At 40.9% G+C, this 20,553-nt stretch carries 24 protein-coding genes; 16 read left to right on the top strand and 8 right to left on the bottom strand.

What is annotated here, in order from left to right; all coding sequences use genetic code 11:
- The first annotated feature begins 13 nt into the window (after positions 1-13).
- The 3 genes from QE404_RS05485 to QE404_RS05475 all read left to right on the top strand — a co-directional run bounded on the left by QE404_RS05485 (position 14) and on the right by QE404_RS05475 (position 1,317).
- A complete protein-coding gene (locus QE404_RS05485) occupies positions 14-646 on the top strand; it encodes a peroxiredoxin (RefSeq protein WP_307447602.1) in 633 nt (210 codons plus the stop codon).
- Between the two features lie 114 nt (positions 647-760).
- A complete protein-coding gene (locus QE404_RS05480; RefSeq protein WP_307447599.1) occupies positions 761-1,066 on the top strand; it encodes a thioredoxin family protein in 306 nt (101 codons plus the stop codon).
- Between the two features lie 2 nt (positions 1,067-1,068).
- On the top strand, positions 1,069-1,317 hold the full coding sequence (locus QE404_RS05475; RefSeq protein WP_002980002.1) for a DUF6952 family protein: 249 nt from the start codon (positions 1,069-1,071) through the stop codon (positions 1,315-1,317).
- A 112-nt stretch (positions 1,318-1,429) separates the two neighbouring features.
- On the opposite strand, the gene QE404_RS05470 is transcribed toward QE404_RS05475, so the two are convergent.
- Together QE404_RS05470 and QE404_RS05465 are read right to left on the bottom strand one after the other, a co-directional pair.
- Positions 1,430-2,116: a Bax inhibitor-1/YccA family protein gene (locus QE404_RS05470; protein WP_307453752.1), complete on the bottom strand. Its 687-nt coding sequence runs from the start codon at positions 2,114-2,116 to the stop codon at positions 1,430-1,432.
- A 34-nt stretch (positions 2,117-2,150) separates the two neighbouring features.
- Entirely contained in the window at positions 2,151-3,185 is a 1,035-nt protein-coding gene (locus QE404_RS05465; protein WP_307447552.1) for an acyl-CoA reductase, read from the bottom strand.
- A gap of 59 nt (positions 3,186-3,244) precedes the next feature.
- Here QE404_RS05465 and QE404_RS05460 point away from each other — a divergent pair, with 59 nt between their 5' ends.
- From QE404_RS05460 to QE404_RS05425, 8 genes are all read left to right on the top strand, one after another.
- Positions 3,245-3,595 (top strand): 4Fe-4S binding protein, encoded by a 351-nt coding sequence (locus tag QE404_RS05460; protein ID WP_294218593.1) that lies wholly within the window; start codon positions 3,245-3,247, stop codon positions 3,593-3,595.
- A gap of 119 nt (positions 3,596-3,714) precedes the next feature.
- Positions 3,715-4,779: a 3-phosphoserine/phosphohydroxythreonine transaminase gene (gene serC, locus QE404_RS05455; RefSeq protein ID WP_307447549.1), complete on the top strand. Its 1,065-nt coding sequence runs from the start codon at positions 3,715-3,717 to the stop codon at positions 4,777-4,779.
- A gap of 116 nt (positions 4,780-4,895) precedes the next feature.
- Complete coding sequence (locus tag QE404_RS05450) at positions 4,896-5,861, top strand: D-2-hydroxyacid dehydrogenase (protein ID WP_307447547.1); 966 nt, start codon at positions 4,896-4,898, stop codon at positions 5,859-5,861.
- A 2-nt stretch (positions 5,862-5,863) separates the two neighbouring features.
- On the top strand, positions 5,864-7,108 hold the full coding sequence (locus QE404_RS05445; RefSeq protein ID WP_307447546.1) for a DUF1015 domain-containing protein: 1,245 nt from the start codon (positions 5,864-5,866) through the stop codon (positions 7,106-7,108).
- A gap of 52 nt (positions 7,109-7,160) precedes the next feature.
- Positions 7,161-8,567: a M28 family peptidase gene (locus QE404_RS05440; RefSeq protein ID WP_307453750.1), complete on the top strand. Its 1,407-nt coding sequence runs from the start codon at positions 7,161-7,163 to the stop codon at positions 8,565-8,567.
- A gap of 58 nt (positions 8,568-8,625) precedes the next feature.
- Positions 8,626-9,081: a hypothetical protein gene (locus QE404_RS05435; protein ID WP_307447540.1), complete on the top strand. Its 456-nt coding sequence runs from the start codon at positions 8,626-8,628 to the stop codon at positions 9,079-9,081.
- A gap of 33 nt (positions 9,082-9,114) precedes the next feature.
- Positions 9,115-10,473 (top strand): M28 family peptidase, encoded by a 1,359-nt coding sequence (locus tag QE404_RS05430; protein ID WP_307447538.1) that lies wholly within the window; start codon positions 9,115-9,117, stop codon positions 10,471-10,473.
- Positions 10,474-10,930: 457 nt separating this feature from the next.
- The gene (locus QE404_RS05425) at positions 10,931-11,179 is read left to right on the top strand and encodes a hypothetical protein (RefSeq protein ID WP_294273366.1); all 249 of its coding nucleotides are present in this window, start codon (positions 10,931-10,933) and stop codon (positions 11,177-11,179) included.
- Between the two features lie 100 nt (positions 11,180-11,279).
- On the opposite strand, the gene QE404_RS05420 is transcribed toward QE404_RS05425, so the two are convergent.
- The 4 genes from QE404_RS05420 to QE404_RS05405 all read right to left on the bottom strand — a co-directional run bounded on the left by QE404_RS05420 (position 11,280) and on the right by QE404_RS05405 (position 14,251).
- Positions 11,280-11,855 carry a hypothetical protein gene (locus tag QE404_RS05420; RefSeq protein WP_307447531.1) on the bottom strand — a complete coding sequence of 192 codons (576 nt, stop codon included), beginning with the start codon at positions 11,853-11,855 and terminating at the stop codon, positions 11,280-11,282.
- Positions 11,856-12,046: 191 nt separating this feature from the next.
- Positions 12,047-13,084: a peptidylprolyl isomerase gene (locus tag QE404_RS05415; protein ID WP_307453358.1), complete on the bottom strand. Its 1,038-nt coding sequence runs from the start codon at positions 13,082-13,084 to the stop codon at positions 12,047-12,049.
- 78 nt (positions 13,085-13,162) lie between these two features.
- Complete coding sequence (locus tag QE404_RS05410; protein ID WP_307447528.1) at positions 13,163-13,675, bottom strand: FKBP-type peptidyl-prolyl cis-trans isomerase; 513 nt, start codon at positions 13,673-13,675, stop codon at positions 13,163-13,165.
- A gap of 177 nt (positions 13,676-13,852) precedes the next feature.
- On the bottom strand, positions 13,853-14,251 hold the full coding sequence (locus QE404_RS05405; RefSeq protein WP_307447526.1) for a Fur family transcriptional regulator: 399 nt from the start codon (positions 14,249-14,251) through the stop codon (positions 13,853-13,855).
- A gap of 115 nt (positions 14,252-14,366) precedes the next feature.
- On the opposite strand from QE404_RS05405, the gene QE404_RS05400 reads away from it, so the two are divergent.
- Together QE404_RS05400 and QE404_RS05395 are read left to right on the top strand one after the other, a co-directional pair.
- The gene (locus QE404_RS05400; RefSeq protein ID WP_307447523.1) at positions 14,367-14,891 is read left to right on the top strand and encodes a RidA family protein; all 525 of its coding nucleotides are present in this window, start codon (positions 14,367-14,369) and stop codon (positions 14,889-14,891) included.
- Positions 14,892-14,992: 101 nt separating this feature from the next.
- A complete protein-coding gene (locus tag QE404_RS05395) occupies positions 14,993-15,901 on the top strand; it encodes an NAD(P)/FAD-dependent oxidoreductase (protein WP_307447520.1) in 909 nt (302 codons plus the stop codon).
- 314 nt (positions 15,902-16,215) lie between these two features.
- Here QE404_RS05395 and QE404_RS05390 read toward each other — a convergent pair whose 3' ends face one another.
- On the bottom strand, positions 16,216-17,289 hold the full coding sequence (locus tag QE404_RS05390) for a branched-chain amino acid aminotransferase (RefSeq protein WP_307447518.1): 1,074 nt from the start codon (positions 17,287-17,289) through the stop codon (positions 16,216-16,218).
- A gap of 84 nt (positions 17,290-17,373) precedes the next feature.
- On the opposite strand from QE404_RS05390, the gene mnmD reads away from it, so the two are divergent.
- Together mnmD and QE404_RS05380 are read left to right on the top strand one after the other, a co-directional pair.
- Positions 17,374-18,057, top strand: coding sequence for a tRNA (5-methylaminomethyl-2-thiouridine)(34)-methyltransferase MnmD (gene mnmD / locus QE404_RS05385; RefSeq protein WP_307447515.1), 684 nt, complete (start codon positions 17,374-17,376; stop codon positions 18,055-18,057).
- Positions 18,058-18,263: 206 nt separating this feature from the next.
- Positions 18,264-18,680, top strand: coding sequence for an NUDIX domain-containing protein (locus QE404_RS05380; RefSeq protein ID WP_307447512.1), 417 nt, complete (start codon positions 18,264-18,266; stop codon positions 18,678-18,680).
- A 20-nt stretch (positions 18,681-18,700) separates the two neighbouring features.
- On the opposite strand, the gene QE404_RS05375 is transcribed toward QE404_RS05380, so the two are convergent.
- Positions 18,701-19,405 (bottom strand): DUF4294 domain-containing protein, encoded by a 705-nt coding sequence (locus tag QE404_RS05375; RefSeq protein WP_307447509.1) that lies wholly within the window; start codon positions 19,403-19,405, stop codon positions 18,701-18,703.
- A 51-nt stretch (positions 19,406-19,456) separates the two neighbouring features.
- Here QE404_RS05375 and chrP point away from each other — a divergent pair, with 51 nt between their 5' ends.
- Complete coding sequence (gene chrP / locus QE404_RS05370; RefSeq protein ID WP_307447507.1) at positions 19,457-20,530, top strand: chryseobasin maturation metalloprotease ChrP; 1,074 nt, start codon at positions 19,457-19,459, stop codon at positions 20,528-20,530.
- Positions 20,531-20,553: the final 23 nt, after the last annotated feature.

Raw genomic sequence — 20,553 nt, 5'->3', positions numbered from 1 at the left:
AAAATATACAATTATGTCTTTAGTAGGAAAAAAATTCCCGAGTTTAACGGTAGATGCGATGTCTGAAATGGGTGATGATCTTAGAATCAACATCTTTGAAGAAGCTACTTCCAACCAGCAGAAAGTTTTGTTATTCTGGTATCCGAAAGATTTCACTTTCGTATGTCCTACGGAACTTCATGCTTTTCAGGAGGCTTTAGGTGAGTTTGAAAAAAGAAACACTAAAGTAATCGGTGCTTCATGCGACACCAACGAAGTGCATTTCGCGTGGCTGAATACCCCAAAAGATAACGGAGGAATAGAAGGTGTTACCTATCCCCTTCTGGCAGATACCCACAGACAACTGGCGAATACTTTAGGTATCGTAGACCAGGATTTCGAATATGATGAAGAAGGAAATGAAACGTTCACAGGGTCTAATGTTACGTACAGAGCTACATACCTGATTGACGAAACAGGAAAAATCTTCCATGAATCTGTAAACGATATGCCACTGGGAAGAAACGTAAAAGAATATTTAAGACTGATCGATGCTTATACCCATGTACAGAAGCATGGAGAAGTTTGCCCGGCAAACTGGGAAGAAGGAAAAGAGGCTATGAAAGCAGACCGTTCTTCTACTGCCGAATATTTAGCAAAAAATTAATGTAACAGTGTAACAAATCTAGCGGTGTAACAATAATGTAGCAGGAAGTAATATTGGTAAACTGTTGCATTGCTGGATTTGGTACATTGTTAAATTTATTCTAAAATTTAACTTATGTATACAGAATTAACAGAAGATACACTGCAAAACATCGTGAACGACAATGAAAAGGTAGTGGTACAATACGGTGCTACCTGGTGCGGGAACTGCAGGATCATGAAGCCGAAATTCAAAAAACTGGCAGGAGAAAACGACAGCATCCCGTTTTTATATGTGGACGCAGAGAAACTGCCGCAAAGCCGTAAGCTTGCCAAGGTGGATAACCTGCCTACGTTTGCCATTTTCAGGAACGGTGAACTGGTTAACCAGGTGCAAAGCAACCAGGCAGAAAGTTTAATCAACTTATTTAACGAATTATAGTTATGAAGTTACCTGTAATTAGACAATTCTATCAGAACCAGACTCCGGAAAACCTTGAGAAAACGCTGGAAGTGCTGGAAAGCTTCTGCGAGTTCAGGGGAACCAGTGAAGAGGACCTGAATGTTGCCGGAGAACTGATTACCAATATTTGCGGAGCCCTTGAAGTGCATGCCAATGTACAGAACGGAATGAGTGAAAAGGATGCTTTGAATTCATTTGCCCAAAAGGTATTAGGTTCTATCGATAAGTAAACATTCTGAATGCATTTTCAGATCCAATAAAAAATCCCGGTACTATTGAATAGTACCGGGATTTTTTATGTATAGCGGCTACAAGCATTCATAGCTCATAACTTAAACCCTACTAGCTTCTCCTGCTCATTAAAATCCTCAGAATATACCAGAACAACAGCATAATGGAAGCGAACAACTGTAAAGAAGCTCCTACGTACTGTCCCGTAGTATATGTGTTCTGAAGCTTATTGGTTTCGTAAAGGATTCCTGCAGATGCCAGGATCACCATTCCTACGGAAAACCAAAGGCCAAGGTCAAACCCGAAGATCGAGCCGGCAACAATCAGTCCGATAGCAATAAATCCTCCGATAATCATGATATTCCTTAAAAAAGAAAAATCCCTTTTGGAAGTGAACGCTACAATAGACAGTCCTGCAAACATCGCGATCGTCAGCATCGCAGCCTGGAAGATCACCTGTCCTCCTGCCGTAGCGGCAGCCATATAAATCAGTGGTAAAAAGATTACAGCTTCAAGAACGATGTAAAATCCTAACCCGAAGTACTGTGTGCTCCTGCTCTGTGATAAGGACCAGCGGCTTGCCAGAACGGAAGCGAGCCAGAATACCCCAATAATCAGCAGCCAGGTATACCTCTGGCCAAACATCATGGCGATAACTTCTACAGGCACTGTACGGAGAAGAATGGTTTCAACCCCGATAAATGCAAGCACAGAAAGGGCAAGATGCAGATACGTTTTCTTATAAAAGTCTGCCTTTTCGGTATCCGAAGAATGGGCGACTAAAGTGTTTGTCAACATAGTGTATATTTTTTTGTCTAAGATATTAAATTTTTCAGAGTACTTCAAGAAATTTCATGGTGTCTACATTGTCGGCATAGGTATTGAGCCCCGGATGCTGAGCTTCTCCCAGCGGAACGGAATCCAATCCCAACTCATCCTTCGCCACAACACACTGGATGTCCTCCGAATGTTCTGCGAGGAATTCTTTAACCTCATCCAGGGACTCATACCGGCTGAAATTGATTACGGATAAAGGGCTGAAAAGTTTCTCATCCTCTTTCAGCATCACAAAATTATTGTCCCAGAACTGATCCTGGTTCAGCAGGTATACTGCACGGTTATAGTCATAATTGTTCGCATACTTGTGATGGTTGATGATATCACTGAAATTCAGGAAGTTTTCAAAGAGACGGTCTATAAGGAAATCTTTTGGAATAAACAGACGGGTTACATTCCTGCACCCCAACCCGAAATAGTGGAAAATATCTTCTGCCAGAAGCTGAAGCTCCTCATTGGTTTCATCCCCTTTCAGAACAGCAACTGAGGTCCTGTTCTTACGGATGATGCTCAGGTGGTTTTTAAAGTAATATTCCAGGTATCTCGCCGTATTATTGCTTCCGGTGGCTATCACAGCATCAAAGCTTTCAAGCTTTTCAACCATTTCATACCGGATTCCGCCATCGGTAAATTCATTCCATTTTCCGAGTAGAAAAGGAATCATATGGCGGTCTTTAGAGGAAAGTTTGATGAGTGGGATATGGTTGCTGAGGATCACAGAGATCACATCATGAAATCCAACGAGCGGAATATTGCCGGCAAGGATCAGGCCTACCTTTTTAGGCGTTTTGGAAACTGTATAGCCCTCCAGCCAATGGCGTAACGTACCTTCCGTAAGAAGTCCGGCCCACTCTTCAAGGGCAAACTTCTGGCTTTCAATGGTAAACCACGGATTTTCCATCTGTGATTTCCTAATCACAGTTTCCAGTTCAGAATAGTTCTCTGCCTGGCTTTCAGGATCTTCCGTTAAGTAGGTATGGATATAGCGGCCCAGCTTCGTAAGCCCTAAAACTTGATTTTCGGTATGCATAATTACTGTAAATTTGGGGAATATTTTGTAATTTTGTGCAAATTTAAAAAAAATTAGCGATGGCTATTAAAATAACTGATGAATGCATTAACTGCGGCGCCTGCGAACCGGAATGCCCGAACAATGCGATATATGAAGGAGCCGTAGACTGGAAAGCTTCTGAAGGGACCGCTCTCAAAGGAACGGTGACATTACCGTCCGGACTTACGGTAAATGCGGATGCACCGCAGGAACCGGTGAGTGACGACGTATATTTTATTGTTACAGACAAGTGTACAGAATGTAAAGGCTTCCACGAAGAACCTCAGTGTGCCGCGGTTTGTCCGGTAGATTGCTGTGTTCCGGATGAGGACCATGTGGAGTCTGAAGAAGCACTGCTTAACAAAAAAGCATTTTTACACGGTGAATAATACATGCCGTCTCATCCAGTATGAGGCGGTTTTTTTAAGTCTTTCACTATTGTAAGCACCCTAATATCCAAATAATAATGAATCTACAGGCACACCAGGTCCTGTAAAAAAATAAAAATATGAGTAAAAAACATAATTTTAGTGCAGGACCATGCATCCTGCCTCATGAAGTATTTGAGAAATCTGCAGAAGCTATTTTAGACTTTAACGGCATAGGGCTTTCCATCCTGGAAATCTCTCACAGAAGCAAAGATTTCGTAGCCGTAATGGATGAGGCAAGAGCCATCGTAAAGAGACTGATGAACCTTGGTGATGAATATGAAGTACTTTACCTGGGAGGCGGTGCAAGCCTGCAGTTTGCCATGGTACCGTACAACCTGCTGAAAGTTGGCGGGAAAGCCGCATACCTGGATACAGGTACCTGGGCTGCCGGGGCGATCAAAGAAGCCAAAAAACTGGGAACGGTTGATGTTGTAGGTTCTTCAAAGGCAGATAATTACTCATACATCCCGAAAGACTATACGGTAGGTGCAGAATATGATTATTTCCACTGTACTTCCAACAATACCATTTACGGAACCCAGATGAAATCCTTCCCAGACGTGGATACACTGATGGTTTGCGATATGAGCTCCGATATATTCTCAAGGCAGTTGGACTTTTCAAAATTTGACCTGATTTATGCCGGTGCCCAGAAAAACATGGGTCCTGCCGGAGTAACACTGGTGGTTATCAAAAAAGATATTTTAGGAAAAACCGGAAGGGAGAATATGTTCTCTATACTGGATTATTCCCAGCACATTGCCAAGGAATCCATGTACAATACCCCACCGGTATTCCCTGTATATGCATCTCTTCTTACTCTTCAATACCTGGAAAGAAACGGAGGCATTGCGGCAGCTGAAGAGAGAAATAAAGCAAAAGCACAACTGCTGTATGATGAAATCGACAGGAATCCTTTATTTGAAACTTTCTGCGCAAAAGAAGACCGTTCTCTTATGAACGTATCTTTCAGAATTACGGATGACGGCAGGAAGGAAGAATTTGATGCCGCCTGGAAAGCAGCAGGTGTAAGCGGACTGAACGGCCACAGGAGCTTGGGCGGTTACAGAGCAAGCCTTTATAACGCCCTGCCTATCGAAAGCGTTCAGGTTTTGGTGGACGTTATGAAATCTCTCGGATAATATCTGCCTTAAAGACAGGAGATTAAAAATAATTTGAATTATTTTAATTTTTCTTAATTTGCAGACCGGTCAATTCCTTACATCTTAATAAATTATAAACCCTAGATCCCGTACATATGAGAGTTTTAGCAAACGATGGTATTTCCGAAGCCGGAGCATCCGCCCTTAAACAGGCCGGCATTGAATTGCTTGACCACAAGGTTGCCCAGGACCATGTTATTGGTTTCATCAATGAAAACCAGGTAGATGTCCTGCTCGTAAGAAGCGTGACCAAAGTGCGTCAGGACATTATCGATGCCTGCCCCGGACTTAAGGTGATCGGCAGAGGTGGGATCGGGATGGATAATATTGACGTGGAATATGCCCGGAGCAAAGGAATCCGTGTCATCAACACACCCAATGCATCGTCGAAATCTGTGGCAGAACTTGTTTTCGGGCATTTCTTTTCCCTGGCCAGGTTCCTGCATGAATCCAACAGGCTAATGCCGCTGGAAGGTGAAACCCATTTCAACGCGATGAAAAAGTCATTCAGCAAAGCATATGAGCTTTCCGGAAAGACTTTAGGCGTCATCGGTTTCGGAAGCATCGGACAGGAAGTTGCCAAAATGGGGATTGCCCTGGGTATGAAAGTAAAGGTCCTGACCAGAAAGCCAAGAACAGAAACACTTACCCTGGAGTTTTTCGATGGACAGTCGGTAAGCTTTGAGATTACCTCTTCCAATGATACGGATGAATTCCTTAAGGATACAGATTTTATCAGCATCAATACGCCTAAAACGAATGAATATATCATAGACACCGAACAGTTTGAAAAAATGAAAGACGGCGTCTATATTGTGAACACTGCAAGAGGCGGTGTTATTAACGAAGTAGCTTTAATCGACTTTATCGAATCCGGAAAAGTGGCCGGAGCAGCACTGGATGTTTTTGAAAACGAACCGGCGCCGGAACTGCCACTCCTGATGAATCCTTCCTTATCGCTTTCCCCGCATGTAGGAGGAAACACAGTAGATGCCCAGGAGAAAATCGGAATCGAACTTGCCGAACAGATTATCAAACTTCAAAAAGAAACTATACACTAAATATGCCTGTTTTTAAACCTTTTCGCGGAATAAGACCTCATAAAGACCTTGAAAGTACTTTCCCTACCCATCCCCTGGATAATTTTACCCAGGAGGAGATTGCAGAGAAAGCTCAGGTTGAGAATACCTATATTCACATGATCAAGCCTTATGTAGTAAGCAAATCAAAGGATGTTGACCGGAACCTCAGAAAAATCCGCGCAACATTTGAAGAGCTTCTGGATGAAAATAAGCTCGTTCAGGACAGTTCCGCTTATTACCTTTATGAGCAGATATACCCGAACAAGCAGGTTTTCAGGGGGCTTTTAGGACTGGCCAGCATTGAAGATTTCTGGAACGGAAAGATCAAAAGGCATGAAAGTACCATTCCCCAGAAAAAAGAGAAACTGGCCCATTACCTTGAAAAAGTAAACCTGCAGGCCGAACCGGTACTGCTTACCTACCCTTCCAATTCCAAGATCGAACTGCTCATGAACCATGAGGAGAAAAATGTCCCGATCTTCAACCATGTTGATACAAAAGGCATCCGCCATAAAATCTGGAAGATCGACAACCGCCTTAAACTTCAGCAGTTTAAGGAAGTTATAGACCAGATTGACTCATTTTATATTGCAGACGGCCACCACAGGATCGGCTCCACGGCATTGAATGCCAAACATCAGAAAGATAAAAACAAAAGGCATAACGGTACGGAACCATATAATTTTGTATACAGTTTCATCGTATCCAACCAGTCCATCAAGATCCATGATTATAACAGGATGGTCAGTGACATCGGGGAACTAAGTACTGAAGAATTCCTGAAACAGCTGGAAGAGTATTTCCTGATCCATGAAAAAGGCGAAACCCCTTATTACCCTTCCCAGAAATTCCACATTTCCATGTACATGGATGGTAAATTTTATTCGCTTCACGTGAAGCATGACCTGCGTTCACAGGAAATGTCTCTGGATAACCTGGACCACCACCTTCTGGATAAATATATATTTAAAAACATCCTGAAGATTGAAGATCCGGACAGTTCTGAAAAAATCAGCTACGTTAAAGGGACTTCAAATCTTGAAGGTATTACCCTTTTGAAAGAAAAAGTGGACAATGGTGAAGGTAAGGCAGGATTTGGGATTTACCCGGTAAGCTTTAACGACATGATCAAAATATCGGACCTTAAACTAAGCATGCCCCCTAAATGCACATTCATTGAGCCTAAATTGGTTACAGCCCTTTTAATGTATGATATGAAGTCCTGATATTCCTGTTTTTTTCCTACTTTTATCAATGGAAAAGATAGGTTGATAAAAAATGAAAAAAGCATTCATTATAATTCCACTCTTTTTGAGTGGATTTTTATTTTCTCAGAAAAAACCGCTGAAGAAATCATCAAAAAAACCTTATTCATCAGTAAAGTTCAATTATCATGATGAATTCAAAAAGATTTCCGATGAGATCATGACCAACGGCACAGCATATGACAATCTGGGGGAACTGACCAAAGGAGTCGGACCACGGTTCAGCGGGACGCCCGGCTATGCCAGAGCTGTGGAATGGGCAGAAAAAAAGCTTAAAGACATCGGCATTGAAATGATCTGGAGGCAGGAAGCAAAAGTACCCATGTGGATCAGAGGAAAGGAATCCTTACAGATCAAAGCCGGGAATGGAGACTGGAGAAATATCAGGATGCTTTCATTCGGAAATTCTGAAGGTACCGGCGGAAGAGACCTTACAGGAGAAATCGTCCTGATCAGTAGCACTGCTGAGCTTAATGCGTTGTCAATAGGAAAACTGAAAGATAAGATTGTTTTCGTCAACCTGCCAATGGACCCCACAGTCATTAACACCAGTGATGCGTATCTTGCTGCTGCCAAATCCAAGTTGATTTCAGCCTCGGTCATTGCCAAAACTGGAGCCAAAGCGCTGATCATACGGTCTCTGACTACTGCTTTCGATGATACACCCCATGCCAAGATGGTTTATTATGAGCCGGATGATAAAACACGGATTCCGGCTTTAACGATTGGTGTGAGATCTGCGGATGAACTGGAAAAACTGCTGAAAAAGCAGAAAGTTACCGGAAAGATTAATATGTCTGCTGAACCCAAAGGAGAGACAACCAATCCCAATATCATTGCAGAAATTCCCGGAAAAAAAGATTCTAAAGTCATCATGATAGGTGCACAGCTGGATTCCTGGGATTTTGCAGAAGGTGCCCATGATGACGGCTCCGGTGTAGTACAGTGCATCGAAATTCTGCGGACCCTTAAAGCACTTGGAATACAGAATAACCATACGATCAGAGTAGTCCTGTTTGCGAACAGTGAAAATGGCGGCCAGGGCCATGATCTCTATACTGCCTATGTGAAGAAAAAAGAAGAAAAGCACGTTATTGCTTTGGGAACGGATGCCGGAGGGTATTCCCCGAGAGGTTTTTCCCTCGATATGCCGCCACAAAGGAGAAGGCAAATCTTTGAGTGGAAAAATTATTTCCTTCCTTATGGCGTCTATGACTTTGACCAGACCAATGCCATTCAGGATATTTCTCCCCTGAAGCAGCTGGACATCCCGCTGGCTGAGCTGGTGGTAGATCCGCAACGGTATTTCGATTACCACCACTCCACTGAAGACAGTTTCGACAAAGTGAATAAAAGGGAACTTTTACTGGGAGCAACAGTACTTACCCAAATGGTCCTGATGATTGATAAAAACTGGTAAACAACTACTTCAGAAATTTGAAATATTGTACATAAAACCAAATCAGATAAAAAAAATAATGACACTCCGGCTTGATCCCGGACTTTTAACAGATAAGAGATCTGAAATGCTGTATCAGCAATTGCAGGCCTTACTGAATGAACTTGAAAAGAAAGAAATATCCGATCAGACCAAAGATACTATTAATAAGCAGGTAGAAGCAATGAATTCCACTTCTTTAAAGGATAAAGCCTTATCAAAACTCTTAAAGGACAAACAGACTGGCATCCTAAAAATGCTTGAAAAAGAATATAAGCTGGTTCCTAAAAATTATTACCGTAATATGTGGCTGGCGGCGGGTCTGGCAACATTCGGAGTGCCAATCGGAATCGCCTTCGGGTTTTTATTGGGCAATATGGCATTTCTCGGTATAGGACTTCCGATAGGAATGACCATAGGAATGGTGCTGGGTGCTTCAATGGATGAAAAAGCAGCGGCAGAAGGCAGGCAGCTTGATGTCGAAATTAAATATTAAAACAGGAACAACAATAATTATGCATGACAGATCATGAAGAATATACTATGCACTGCTGTGCTCATCAGCAGTATGATGGCTTACGGCCAGCAAAATGAAGATTCCCTGCAGTTTGCTAAAATTTCCACCGAAATCCTGAATAACGGAAAAGCCTATACCGAATTAAGGGATCTGACCCAAAATATAGGCCATCGCCTCAGCGGTTCAGCATCGTATGAAAAAGCAGTACAATGGGCAGCAAAAGAGCTCCGGGAAGCCGGTGCTGATAAAGTCTGGCTGCAGGAAGTCATGATCCCTGTATGGGAAAGGGGAAAGGAGTCTTTACAGATCCGAACCAGAGATGGCAAGTGGAAACCCATAAAAATGCTATCATTAGGGAATTCTGAAGGTACCGGAGGTAAAGATATTTCAGGAGAAGTAGTCATGGTGCATTCATTGGAAGAATATGAGAAACTTCCGGCAGATCAGGTAAAGGGTAAAGTTGTCTTCTTCAATTATCCGTTCAGTCAGTCTTTCGTGGAAACTTTCAGAGGCTATAGCGATGCGGCAAAGTACAGGGTCAATGCTGCTTCTCTTACCGCAAAGAAAGGCGGAAAATTTGCCGTGATCCGCTCTCTTTCCTCAGCTTTTGATAATGTACCGCATACAGGAGGCATGCGTTATGACGAACAGTATCCTAAAATTCCTGCCGTAGCAATTGGTACTGCAGCAGCAGATGAGCTTGCAGAGCTGCTGAAAAGCCAGAAAATAACCCTCAAACTGAACTCCCACTGCGGCATGAAAGGGGAAAAGCTTTCGCACTCCGTAATTGGTGAAATTACGGGCCATCAGGACCATGAAGTTATTGTAGCAGGAGGACATTTAGATTCATGGGATGTGGGTGAAGGCGCTCATGATGACGGTGCAGGAATCGTACAAAGCATAGAAATCCTCAGGACATTCAAAAAACTGGGCATCAACAACCGGCATACTATTCGGGTGGTATGTTTTGCTAACGAGGAAAATGGCGTAAAAGGCGGAATAGCATACGGTAAAGCAGCAAAAGAAAACAACGAAAAGCATCTTTTCGCTATAGAATCGGATGCAGGAGGATTTGCGCCGCGGGGAATTTCCATGGAAATGGACGCACAGAAGATCAATCAGATCAAAAGCTGGGCGAACCTTTTCTTCCCGTATGGAGTATATAATTTTGAGGGAAGGTTTTCGGGAACCGATCTTTATCCGCTTCACGATATGGGCGTCCCGACTGCCGAACTGGTTCCGGATTCCCAGCGTTATTTTGATATTCACCATACGGAAGAAGATACGTTTGATAAAGTTAACCGGAGAGAGCTTTTGCTTGGGGCAGTAACCATGACCCAGCTGATCTATATGATTGATAAGAATTGGTGACAAAATAAAAGATACAGGTGTATCGAATTATCCATACATGCCCGCTGATGTTCAGCGGGCTTTTATATTAAGAATTCAGATCTGCGATCAGATACCGATCAGATACCGTATAATCATCATTTTCACCTCTGTTTTCGGCAAAATTCTCTGGTTTAATGAAATTTGGCACGGAAATGGCTGCATAATGCCTTAATAAAACAAAGCTATGATGATGAAAAATAAGGTCTTACCACGGATGTTCCGTATCAGGCTCTGAAAAATTACTGGCTGTTTTAAACGGCCGTTTTCTGAGTTTAAAAACCACATTGCTATATCATGAATCAACTTTCTGGAATATCTATTCCATGAGAGTAGGTATATTATAAAATAAAGTCAGACCGAATAACCCTATCTATGGCTTTAGAACCCTCCTCATCAAGACACCAAAATTTTAGTTTAATTTTTAAAATAATTAACAATGAAGAATGTAAAAGAAATGACGATCAACACACCAAAAAGTTTAACTCAGACTCACATGTTGAGTATTGCCTTATTATTTGTATTTGCGGTATTTTCCGTTTTACTATACGTATCCAACATCAGTTTTAATAACCTGATGGTTTACCTGGTAGCTTTGCTGGCTTACGGAGGATTCAGTGCCCTATTCATCAGTTCACTGAACAGAAAGAGAATGCAGATCAGAAAAAAATTTGAGAGGAATACATAACTCTACAATTTCAGTTTTTCAAACCAAAGGCTGTCTCGTACGAGACAGCCTTTTTAACGGATATGGATTGTGGATTAAGATTATCTCATCATAAATAAGGTTAAATTTTATCAATGATTTTCCTGGGCAGTATCTTGGACAGCTTTGACTGGTATTCCTTGTCTGCAAAAACGAGTTTCCATGATTTCCTATCCTTAGATATGGCGCAGGTTTTCATAGAGGCATTAATCAGATACGAACCTTCAGCCGGAAGGTACTTTACATTATTCTTGTCGTATTTGCTGACCAACATGGTAGCAATATTCTTCTTCATTTCATCGTTCAGCGATCCGGTATTGCATTTCAGCTTTAAATAATAGTCAGCAATGGAATAATAAGATCCGTTGATAAGCTCAGGCTTGGTAACGCTTCCCGGCTGCATGCCCAGTATATCAACCTTCATAAACGGATTATTATATGTCATTTCAAGGATCTGTGTCAGCTGATCCTTAGGAATAATTGTAAAAAACTTCGGATCAATATAGCCTACAGCCTGGTTTGTATTTTTAGCTTTAATAGAGTTAAAAAAATAGGTTACTGATTTTTTTATGGCTGCCTCATCGGGATTCACCTTCGTCTGGGAAAATACTGAAAATGATAGCAGGATAAACAGGAACAGAAGTGTTTTGGTTTTCATTATGTTTGAGATATTATAATTTAAAAATATTAATTTTTCAAAAGCTAATACTGTAACAATCTAAGATCATTGTAATGATATTCTTTTGATGTAAAATCTGTCGAAGGTTAATGGCAGATCGTTACAAAATATAATTCAGGAAACGAAAAAGCCATCCTTACGGACGGCTTTCAGATTATATTTTAGTTCTATTAATGTACTTTTACAAGCTCAACATCAAACACCAGCCATGCATTCGGCGGAATTACGCCTCCTGCACCTCTTTCCCCGTAGCCCATTGCAGGCGGGATCAATAAAGTAGCTGTTTCACCTTCTTTCAGCAAAAGGATTCCTTCGTCCCAGCCTTTGATCACTCTTCCCATTCCGATCGGGATGTCGATCGGCTCATTTCTTTTGAATGAAGAATCGAATTCCGTTCCGTCAACCAGTTTTCCTGCATAATGTACCGATACATTATCTCCGGCTTTCGGAGCTTTTCCGGAAGTGGTCTTCGTAATCTTATAATACAGTCCGGATTCTGTTTTCTGCATTCCAGCCTTCAGGTCTTCCACCATTTTCAGCTGGTTAGCTTTAAACTCCTCCTCTTTTCTTTTTTTCTCAGCTTCTTCCTTGGCAATATATGCTTTATTGTTTTCTGCTATTTTTGCTTTTCCTTCATTGAAAGTCTTTGCAGGATCATAGTTCTTGTATTCGTCCCCTTTGCTGAATACGGATACCTTTTCAAGAACAACATCGGTTTTAGGCTTGTCCTGAGGTCCTTTTTCAACATTGGCAATCGCGTCGATCACATCTTCTCCTTTTACAACTTTACCGAAGATGGTATGTCTTCCGTCCAGCCAAGGGGTAGCTACTTCTGTAATGAAGAATTGTGACCCGTTGGTATTAGGTCCTGAATTTGCCATGGAAAGCGTTCCTTTTCCGGTATGCTTCAGGTCGTTTTTTTCATCCTCGAACTTGTATCCCGGATCTCCCATCCCGGTTCCCTGAGGGTCTCCTCCCTGGATCATAAAATCCTTGATCACCCTGTGGAAGATGGTTCCGTCATAGAAAGGAACACCTTTCGCCTTTGCCTTATTATCAATTTTACCCTCAGCAAGACCGATGAAGTTGGCCACGGTAACCGGAGCTTTTTTATCCTCGAACTTTACAATCATGTTTCCTTTGGACGTCTGCAGATTAGCATAGAGTCCGTCATTAAGACTTTCGTAAGTTTCTTTGTCTACGTTCATTTTTTTATAAATTGGTGTACAACTCATCAGCGAAACGCTTGCCGCTGCCAGAATTATATTTTTGTTAAACAATTTCATTTATAATGCTTTTAATTTTATGATCAGGGGAATGTCGTTATCTATTTTCTTCTCATCTCCGTACGTACCGTAGGCCAGAGCAGACGGAACCAACAGGGTAACTTCCTCACCATTATGGATATACCGCAAAGCATTTTCTACCGCTTTCAGTTCATCAAAGTGTCCGAATTTTGCCTCTCTCCGCTCAATGGGCTGATCATAAATCTTGGTCTGGTCAAAATCATAGAGATCATAAGAGTAAGAGATCAGCGTATTGTCTTCCCTTCTCGCTCTTCCGCTGAAATCCTGTACATCCACCCAGTAATTAAGCGGCATGGCATAAAACTTCACCGGTTGAGTAGCCATCCATTCCTGGATCTGCGTCCTCTCTGTGGCATTGAGGTTTTTCATCCTTTCCCTGGAAATATCCAGGTCGCTGCGGCTCAGGACTCCTCCTACGGGAGGATGTGTTTCGGCAGCTTTCCGGTTGCATCCGGCCAGTAGAAGAATGGATAAGAAAACAATGTTTTTCATAGGTTGTGCGAAAATACACATTTCGGGAATGAATTACAAAAACAAAGACTTTAAAATAATAAAACGTGCTGTAAAATCTTCTTTCGCTTCACAAAAAAGAATTTCCACAGGAATCTTCAGAGAAATACAAGCGTAAATGATCTGAACTAATTGCTGTTCTTCTTATTGTACTAAACATTACTTAAAAGTCTTGTCATCTTTCATAGAGCAACGCTTACAAAGTCCTGTGAGGATACAATTCACACTTTCCACATGATAGCCATCGGGAACCGAAAAGTGAACTGCTTCAGGCAGGCATTCTATGGTCTGGCAATGGGTACAGCGGAAATGAAAATGATTGTCTGTAAAACTATTCTCATCACATTTCATACAGACAGCAAAATACTGCTTGCCATCTTCGGCTACTATTTTATGGATCACTCCATCTTCACAGAAGCGGTTTAATACTCTGTAAATAGTGGCCCTATCAATTTTGACATCAATTTTTTCCTCGATAGCGTCACGGCTCATCGCCTTCCCGGCTTTTATCAATAAATCCAGGACTGCTTCTTTTGACGGTGTATTTCTGCGTTTCATTTCTTGTCTTCTTCTGCTACAAATTTAATGCAAATTATTTGCAATAAATTATTGCAAATTTGTCGCAATAGTAAAAACTTGTGTACCTTTGTGAAAACCATTTAAAATTAAAATTATGAAGAAATACATCCACTTAACAAACCTTGTTTTTAAAGGCATATTCGTCTTTCTGTTAACCTTTATACTTTTCAGTTGTTATCAGCAACCTCAAAAAGCCAGTGAAACTTCCAGTAAAACTGGAAAAACAGAAAAGCCGGAGTATTTTCTTCTTCATCCCGAACTGGAAAAAACATATGGTTATACACAAGCCGTCAGAGTTGGCAATATTGTAAAAATAGGAGGAGTAATCAGTATTGATGAGAAAGGAAATCCAACCGCCAAAGGCAATTATCTGCAGCAAATGAAAAATTGTTATGAAAACCTGGATAAAGTCTTGCAACATTACGGTTGCACTTTTGATGACGTGATTCTTGAAAACATGTATACCACAAGTATGACAGAACTTCAAAAAAATGCTTCGTACAGACGGGAAATTTACAAAAATCATTTTCCTACAGGAAGCTGGATTGGCATTAAAGAACTCGGTATGCCGGAAGCGATGATTGAAATTGAATTAGAAGCATTAATAAATAAAAAATAAATCCGGCTGTTAATCAGTCGGGAATCTACTTAAAAAGATGGGATTGTCAATAGTTTTTATCCCTTGTCTTTCCATTGACCACATTAAAAAAAATCAACAATATGACAGGCAGCAAAAAATTCGATGTAATCATCATTGGCGGAAGTTATGCAGGGCTATCATCGGCAATGGCTTTAGGCCGTTCCATGCGGGATGTTCTGGTTATCGATAGTGGTTTGCCATGCAACCGGCAGACACCGCATTCACATAATTTCATCACCCATGACGGAGCGAAGCCCAGCGAAATAACTGAACAAGCCAAGGCCCAAGTTTTAAAATATGACACAGTACGATTTCTTGACGGCCTTGCTGTGAGAGGAACGCAAAACGAGGAGGGTTTTGAAATTACCGTTAAAACCGGCGAGATATTTAGGTCTGAAAAACTCATTTTCGCCACAGGTATAAGCGATACAATGCCTGATATCAAAGGATTTTCAGACTGTTGGGGTATTTCCGTTATCCATTGCCCGTATTGCCATGGCTATGAATTCCGCGATCAGAACACTGCAATCATGTCAAACGGAGAAAAAGCATTTCACATCACCTCTCTGGTTAATAACCTGACAAATAAAATTACAATTCTAACCCGGGGAACGGCGGAATTTACTCCTGAACAAACTGCAAAGCTGAATAAACATAACATTCAGGTCATAGAAGATGAAATTACAGAAATAGAACATGAAAACGGGCATGTTAAGAATGTAATCTTCAAAGACGGAAAAAAAATGAGTTTTGATGCTGTTTATTCACCTCTTCCGTTCCGGCAACATTCTGATATTCCTGTTTCTCTAGGCTGCGAACTGACCGAGCAAGGGTATATCAAAGTAGATCATTTTCAGAAAACAACAGCGAAGGGGGTTTTTGCCTGTGGAGATAACTCAGCCATGATGCGTTCTGTTTCTTATGCTGTTGCCTCAGGTGGAATTGCAGGAAGTATGGCCAACAAAGAACTGACTGATGAACAGTTCTGAATTCAGATTTTACATGGTAAATAAAAGAAAAAACCTGCTTAAAAAGTCGGTTTTTTTACTTAACAAACTTAGTACCTGATGGCTACATTCTGATCCGGAAAGTTTAATATTTTGTCACCTGAACTCTCTGTAATGAAAATATCAAGAGTACTATGAATTATGAAAAATGTCATCTTATCATATGAAAGATGACATTTTTTATAATCAAAGGCTGTCTCAAAAAAATTTCCGTTCGCAAATTCCTTTCAAGAAATTCTCAGAGCGATATTTTACCTTTTGAGACAGCCTTAGTATAATATAATCGTTATATAACCTTATACCGTTTCAAGAATATTTTTTTCTACCAATACCCTCCATCCGAAAGGATCTTCCGAAAGGTTGCTCTGCAGGTCTACCAGGTCTTTCTTAAGCTGTGCCGCATAACTTTCATCATCGGAAAGCTGAGGAAGAGGCAGTTTTTCACCTTTATACCCCAAAGCCTGGAAAATTGTAGTGACTACTGCTGTTCCTACACCCCAAACTTCTTTTAGTGTACCGTTTTGCTGGGCCTCAATAACATCAGTTACTTTAATAGGCTCTACTTTCACATCGATTCCTTTCTTCTTGGCAAGCTGGATAAAACTGTCTCGGGTAACTCCGTCAAGGATTTTTTCAGAGGTAGGCGGGGTATAGATTGTATCATTGATTCTTACAAACACATTCATGGTTCCGCTTTCTTCAAAATACTCGTGGGTAGAATCATCGGTCCAGATGATCTGCTCATACCCCTCTTCAATAGCCAGCTGGGTAGGATAAAAAGAAGCTGCATAGTTTCCTGCTGCCTTGGCAGAACCTACTCCACCGTTTGCCGCTCTTGAATAGTGATCGGAAATCTTTACAGAAACCGGCTCAGTATAATAGCTTTTTGCCGGAGAGGCAACAATGGCAAACATATATTTATTGGCTACTCTTGCTTTAAGAGCTTCTTCCGTAGCAAAAATAAGGGGTCTGATATATAAAGACATACCTTCTCCGGATGGAATCCAGTTTCTGTCGATATCTACCAATGCCTTAAGTCCGTCAATGAACATCTCTTCCGTTACTTCCGGCATGGCCAGACGCTTAGCTGATTTATTGATACGTTCAAAATTCTTTTCAGGCCTGAAAAGGAAAACCTGCCCGTCCTTGTCTTTATAAGCTTTCATTCCTTCGAAACAAGCCTGTCCGTAATTTACCCCCATCATTGCAGGTGTAAAAGGGATCGGACCGTACGGTACCAATTTTACATCGCCCCACTTCCCGTTCTCATACTCACAAATGATCATATGATCGATGAAAGTATTTCCGAATGAGAAGTTTTCCGGATCGAATGCAGAAATCCTGGAGTTTTCAGTTTTTTGAATTATCATTTCTAAAATTTTTTATGATGTTCCACAAATTTAATATAATTTTCCAAATATAAAAATTTTGGAGTAAATTTGGCAAAAAAACGATTGAAAAGAGAAATAAAAACTACTAACGACGGCAGCAAGACACTGTATATCAATGATTTGAATGAAAACTATCATTCACATCACGGAGCGCTACAGGAAGCCGAACACGTGTTTATTAAAAATGGAATGAATCTCGTTAATGATTACGAAATTAATATTTTAGAACTCGGTTTTGGTACAGGTCTAAACGTTTTGGTAACAATTAATGAATATTTAAGAACTGACAAAAATCATATAATACACTATTTTTCTCTTGAAAAATATCCGGTCAGTGAATCAGAAGTTAATGATCTTGCTTATTTTGAGCTCTTTGATAACCCTGAATTCAAAAATATTTATCATAAAATTCATGACGCGGAATGGGAAAAACCGGTGGAAATCATTAAAGGCTTTTATCTGCATAAAATACAATGCGACTTTTTCGATCTGAAAACCATCGATTTACCGAAGATCAATCTGGTCTATTACGATTGCTTCGGAGCAAGAGTTCAGCCCGACCTCTGGGAAAAACCATTATTTGAACTTGTTTCGGAAAAAATGAGCATCAATGGATTGTTAACCACATATTCATCTAAAGGCAGCGTACGAAGGATCCTCCAGGAATTAGGCTTCAGTGTTGAAAAAAAACAGGGTCCTCCCGGAAAAAGGGAAATGATCAATGCGGTGAAGGAAAGAGAGGCATGAGTAATGAGCAATGAATAATGAGTAATGAGTAATGGTAAATAGTTCTTAGAGCTATAAAAGTAAATTTTTACTTTTTACTTTTTACTTTTTACTTTTTACTTTTTACTTTTTACTTTTTACATTATACATTATTACGTAAATACATCAATACCACCACCATCCACTTTAATCATTTTTGCGTATTTTAGCCTTACAAAATAGGACATATGATAGACAACATCAACATCAGGGTGTATGCCTGCGTTGTAAAAGACCATAAGGTACTAACCTTATTTGAAGAATATGCCGGTGAACCGCTGATGAAATTTCCGGGCGGCGGACTGGAATACGGAGAAGGAGTGCTGGACTGCCTCCACCGTGAATTTGACGAGGAGCTTAATGTAAAAATAGAGGTTGTAAGCCACTTATACACCCAGGAGAACTTCCAGGTTTCACGTTTTAAGGAAAATGAGCAGCTGCTGACGATTTATTACCTCGTTAACATCATCAATGAAGAAGACTTCCTGATCCTGGATCCGTGCATAGAAAAAACGGAATGGATCGATATTAGAAGGCCGGATAATCCATTTGTCCTTCCGATAGATAAAATTGTATTTGATCTGCTAAAAGAAAAATTCCTGTAATGCTACAGGAATTTTTCTTTTTATTTTCTTACTCTGAACTCGCTGGCTCCCGGATAAGGCTGAAGATAGCCTGAATTCCAATTGGATTGCAGCAATGATTCGAGGAATTCATCGGTACGGTTGACGTGAGGATTATACTGGTCCTTGAGGTCTATATCGGCCATTTTACCTTTCACATTCCACCAGAAAGCACTCCATCCTCCCCTGAGTTCCTTGATAATTTCATACACATTTTTACCGGTAGCGCGGTTCATCAGCTTTGCAAATACCTGCCCTTCTGTAGTGGTAAGGTCCCTCAGTTGTTTTTCGTACTGATCCGCAAGCATATTCTGCCGGTCCTTCATAAACTTCCTTTTGGTCTTGCTATCCATATTAGACATATCTTTCTGGATATCCCTGTATTGTTGTAAAGCAGTGAGGAATAATGGATAGACCCTGTATAATTTTTTATTGAGAAAATAATAGTAATTCCTGTCAAGCTGGTTGTTAAACCGGGGTTTATTCAGCAGGATCAATTCATCCATAACCACTACTGTTTCTCCGTTGATTTCATAGATTTTGGCTTTCTGCTTTTCGTCGTAATAATATCTGTTCCCGAATTCATCTGTTTTCAGCAGCTCCTGTGGATACTGGCTTAACGGCTTGGCAATGACAGAATCCCGTTGCCCGAAAACAGCTGTACTAAAAAACAGCAGGAAAAGGCAGGTGATCTTGTTAAAATTCATTATTTTTACATTCATAATAACAAATATTCATATCAAAAATCATTCCTTCTTATGAAATTTGAAAAGAAATCTTTAGGATTTTTAAAAAATTACTTAAACACTTCATCACCAACCGGTTACGAACATCAGGGACAAAAAATATGGATGGATTACATCCGGCCTTACGTAGATAAAATTGAAGTGGATCATTACGGAACCTGCTATGGAATCATAAATCCCGAAGCTGAATTTAAAGTGGTCATCGAAGCTCATGCTGATGAAATTTCCTGGTATGTTAATTACATTACGGATGACGGGCTTATCTATGTTATCCGCAACGGAGGATCAGACCAGACCATAGCGCCTTCCAAAGTTGTGCATATCCACGGAGAAAAAGGTATTGTAAAAGGCGTGTTCGGATGGCCGGCTATTCATACCCGGACCAACCAGAATGAGCCTGTTCCTAAAATTGAAAATATTTTTATCGATTGTGGCGCCACTACGAAAGAAGAAGTTGAGGAACTCGGCATTTTTGTAGGCTGCATGATTACGTATCCGGATGAGTTCTTTGAAATGAACGACCGATATTTTGTATGCAGGGCTCTGGACAACAGGATCGGCGGATTTATGATTGCTGAAGTAGCCAGGCTGTTAAAAGAAAACGGAAATACACTACCTTTCGGCTTGTATATCACAAATTCCGTACAGGAAGAAGTCGGTTTATATGGTGCAGACATGATTGCCGATACCATAAAGCCTAATATCGCCATTGTAACAGACGTCACCCATGACACCAGTACACCGATGATAGAAAAGAAAAAAGAAGGTGACCAGAAATGCGGAAACGGTCCTGTTGTATTCTTTGCACCAAGTGTTCATCACACAATCCGGGAGCTGATCATTGAAACAGCCAAAGAAAAAGAAATACCATTCCAGAGAGCCGCTGCAAGCCGTGCCACAGGAACAGATACAGATGCTTTCGCCCATTCCAACGGCGGTGTGCCTAGCGCCTTAATCTCTTTGCCATTGCGGTATATGCACACCACGGTAGAAATGGTAGCTAAGGAAGATGTAGGAAATGTCATTCAGCTTATTTATGAAACACTGCTAAAGATCCAGCCGGAAATGAAGCTGAAGTATCATTAAGATGAAAAGGGTCGTTCACTTTT

The organism is Chryseobacterium camelliae (genome assembly GCF_030818575.1).
GTDB classification, from domain to species: domain Bacteria; phylum Bacteroidota; class Bacteroidia; order Flavobacteriales; family Weeksellaceae; genus Chryseobacterium; species Chryseobacterium camelliae_A.
The sequence above is the reverse complement of the archived record's forward strand: the minus strand, read 5'-3'. Positions and strand labels throughout refer to the sequence as shown.

Coding starts and splice junctions, on each gene's coding strand:
- QE404_RS05420 (WP_307447531.1), bottom strand. CDS start 11,855: ATGAAAACCAAAACACTTCTGTTCCTGTTTATCCTGCTATCATTTTCA.
- QE404_RS05480 (WP_307447599.1), top strand. CDS start 761: ATGTATACAGAATTAACAGAAGATACACTGCAAAACATCGTGAACGAC.
- QE404_RS05400 (WP_307447523.1), top strand. CDS start 14,367: ATGAAGAAATACATCCACTTAACAAACCTTGTTTTTAAAGGCATATTC.
- QE404_RS05485 (WP_307447602.1), top strand. CDS start 14: ATGTCTTTAGTAGGAAAAAAATTCCCGAGTTTAACGGTAGATGCGATG.
- QE404_RS05390 (WP_307447518.1), bottom strand. CDS start 17,289: ATGATAATTCAAAAAACTGAAAACTCCAGGATTTCTGCATTCGATCCG.
- QE404_RS05460 (WP_294218593.1), top strand. CDS start 3,245: ATGGCTATTAAAATAACTGATGAATGCATTAACTGCGGCGCCTGCGAA.
- QE404_RS05435 (WP_307447540.1), top strand. CDS start 8,626: ATGACACTCCGGCTTGATCCCGGACTTTTAACAGATAAGAGATCTGAA.
- QE404_RS05465 (WP_307447552.1), bottom strand. CDS start 3,185: ATGCATACCGAAAATCAAGTTTTAGGGCTTACGAAGCTGGGCCGCTAT.
- QE404_RS05440 (WP_307453750.1), top strand. CDS start 7,161: ATGAAAAAAGCATTCATTATAATTCCACTCTTTTTGAGTGGATTTTTA.
- QE404_RS05410 (WP_307447528.1), bottom strand. CDS start 13,675: ATGAAAAACATTGTTTTCTTATCCATTCTTCTACTGGCCGGATGCAAC.
- chrP (WP_307447507.1), top strand. CDS start 19,457: ATGAAATTTGAAAAGAAATCTTTAGGATTTTTAAAAAATTACTTAAAC.
- QE404_RS05395 (WP_307447520.1), top strand. CDS start 14,993: ATGACAGGCAGCAAAAAATTCGATGTAATCATCATTGGCGGAAGTTAT.
- QE404_RS05415 (WP_307453358.1), bottom strand. CDS start 13,084: ATGAACGTAGACAAAGAAACTTACGAAAGTCTTAATGACGGACTCTAT.
- QE404_RS05445 (WP_307447546.1), top strand. CDS start 5,864: ATGCCTGTTTTTAAACCTTTTCGCGGAATAAGACCTCATAAAGACCTT.
- QE404_RS05405 (WP_307447526.1), bottom strand. CDS start 14,251: ATGAAACGCAGAAATACACCGTCAAAAGAAGCAGTCCTGGATTTATTG.
- QE404_RS05425 (WP_294273366.1), top strand. CDS start 10,931: ATGAAGAATGTAAAAGAAATGACGATCAACACACCAAAAAGTTTAACT.
- QE404_RS05430 (WP_307447538.1), top strand. CDS start 9,115: ATGAAGAATATACTATGCACTGCTGTGCTCATCAGCAGTATGATGGCT.
- QE404_RS05380 (WP_307447512.1), top strand. CDS start 18,264: ATGATAGACAACATCAACATCAGGGTGTATGCCTGCGTTGTAAAAGAC.
- QE404_RS05375 (WP_307447509.1), bottom strand. CDS start 19,405: ATGAATTTTAACAAGATCACCTGCCTTTTCCTGCTGTTTTTTAGTACA.
- QE404_RS05470 (WP_307453752.1), bottom strand. CDS start 2,116: ATGTTGACAAACACTTTAGTCGCCCATTCTTCGGATACCGAAAAGGCA.
- serC (WP_307447549.1), top strand. CDS start 3,715: ATGAGTAAAAAACATAATTTTAGTGCAGGACCATGCATCCTGCCTCAT.
- QE404_RS05450 (WP_307447547.1), top strand. CDS start 4,896: ATGAGAGTTTTAGCAAACGATGGTATTTCCGAAGCCGGAGCATCCGCC.
- QE404_RS05475 (WP_002980002.1), top strand. CDS start 1,069: ATGAAGTTACCTGTAATTAGACAATTCTATCAGAACCAGACTCCGGAA.